Genomic DNA, 1,790 nt, shown 5'->3' with positions numbered 1-1,790 from the left:
GCCAGCTTGGCGTTCTGCTCCACCAGCAGGATGGTGATGCCCTGTGCCGACACATTGCGGATCACTTCAAAGATCTTCTCCACCATGATCGGCGACAGGCCCATCGAGGGCTCATCCAGCAACAGCAGCTTGGGATGGCTCATCAGCGCGCGCGCCATCGCCAGCATCTGCTGTTCACCGCCCGACAAGGTCCCCGCCATCTGCGCCGCACGTTCCTTCAGGCGCGGGAAGACCTCGAACCAGCGGTCGACGTCGGCCTGGATCTGGCCCTTGTCATTACTGGTGTAGGCGCCCATCAACAGGTTTTCCTGGATGCTCATGCGCGTGAAGACGCCACGGCCTTCCGGTACCATCGCCAGCTTGTCCTTGACCAGCTCGAAGGACTTCTTGCCCTTCAACGGATTGCCCATGTAATACACGTGGCCGTCGACCTTGCTGCTGGGCAGCGTGCCGGTGATGGCTTTGAGGGTGGTGGTCTTGCCGGCGCCATTGGCGCCGATCAGGGTGACCAGTTCACCGTCGTTGACTTCCAGGCTGATGCCCTTGACGGCCTTGATGCCGCCATAGGCCACGCTCAGTTGGTCGACTTTGAGGATGTTCGTTGTCATGTTCTGTGGTCTCGCTTAATGTCCTGCACCGAGGTAGGCCTCGATCACCGCCGGGTTCTTCTGCACCTCAGCCGGCACGCCTTCGGCAATCGGCTTGCCATAGTCCAGCACCGTGATGCGGTTGCACAGGCCCATCATCAGCTTCACGTCGTGTTCGATCAGCAGGATGGTTTTACCTTCGGCCTGGATCTTCACCAGCAGCTCGCGCAAGGCCAGTTTCTCGGTGGCGTTCATGCCGGCCGCCGGTTCGTCGAGCGCCAGCAGTTGCGGATCGGTCGCCAGGGCGCGCGCGATTTCCAGGCGGCGCTGGTCGCCATACGAGAGGTGACGCGCCGTGCGCTTGGCGAACTGGCCGATGCCCACGAAGTCCAGCAGCTGCTGCGATTTCGCGCGGATCGCCGCTTCTTCGTCGCGTGCTGCCTTGTGGCGGAACACGGCACCGAAAACATTTTGCTTGGTGCGCACGTGGCAACCGACCATCACGTTTTCCAGCACGGTCATTTCACCGAACAGACGAATGTTCTGGAAGGTACGGGCGATGCCGGCCTTGGCCACCTCGTGCGGGGCGCTCGGCGAATAGGGCTTGCCGTCCAGTTCGAAGCTGCCGGTATCGGGTTGATACAGGCCCGTGATGACGTTGAAGAACGTGGTCTTGCCGGCGCCGTTGGGGCCGATCAGGCCATAGATCTGGCCGCGCTCGATGGTGATTCCCACGCCATTCAAGGCTTGCAGGCCGCCGAAACGCTTGCTGACGTCACGGATCTTGAGCAGTGTTTGTGTCATGTTCTGTGCTCCAGATTAAGCTTTGACTTCGCCGGTGGTACCGACTTGAGTGTGGTCCACTTCGGGACGGTCTTCATGGCGCGGCGAGGGCCACAGGCCAGCCGGACGGGTCAGCATGATGATCACCATGGCCAGGCCGTAGAGCAGCTGGCGCAGCACTTCGGCATCGATCCACACCTTGCCGAAGATGGCCATCTGCAGCGGCTCCACCACGTGGCGCAGCACTTCCGGCAGCGCCGCCAGGATCACGCCACCCAGCACCACGCCAGGAATGTGGCCAATGCCGCCCAGCACCACCATGGCCAGCACGGCGATGGATTCGGTCAGGGAGAAGGATTCCGGCGAGACGAAGCCCTGGAAGGCACCGAACATGGCACCGGCCACGCCACCGAAGGACGC

At 62.1% G+C, this 1,790-nt stretch carries 3 protein-coding genes; all 3 read right to left on the bottom strand.

The genetic code is table 11. From position 1 onward, the window contains the following. On the bottom strand, positions 1-608 hold a 608-nt coding region (locus J2X56_RS27005; protein WP_310164264.1), incomplete at its 3' end, for an ABC transporter ATP-binding protein. A 15-nt stretch (positions 609-623) separates the two neighbouring features. Then, a complete protein-coding gene (locus J2X56_RS27000; RefSeq protein WP_310164262.1) occupies positions 624-1,391 on the bottom strand; it encodes an ABC transporter ATP-binding protein in 768 nt (255 codons plus the stop codon). Positions 1,392-1,406: 15 nt separating this feature from the next. Continuing rightward, the coding region (locus J2X56_RS26995) for a branched-chain amino acid ABC transporter permease (RefSeq protein ID WP_409025233.1) at positions 1,407-1,790 on the bottom strand (384 nt) is incomplete at its 5' end.

This window comes from Herbaspirillum sp. 1173, from assembly GCF_031455335.1.
Classification (GTDB): domain Bacteria; phylum Pseudomonadota; class Gammaproteobacteria; order Burkholderiales; family Burkholderiaceae_D; genus Herbaspirillum; species Herbaspirillum huttiense.
The sequence above is the reverse complement of the archived record's forward strand: the minus strand, read 5'-3'. Positions and strand labels throughout refer to the sequence as shown.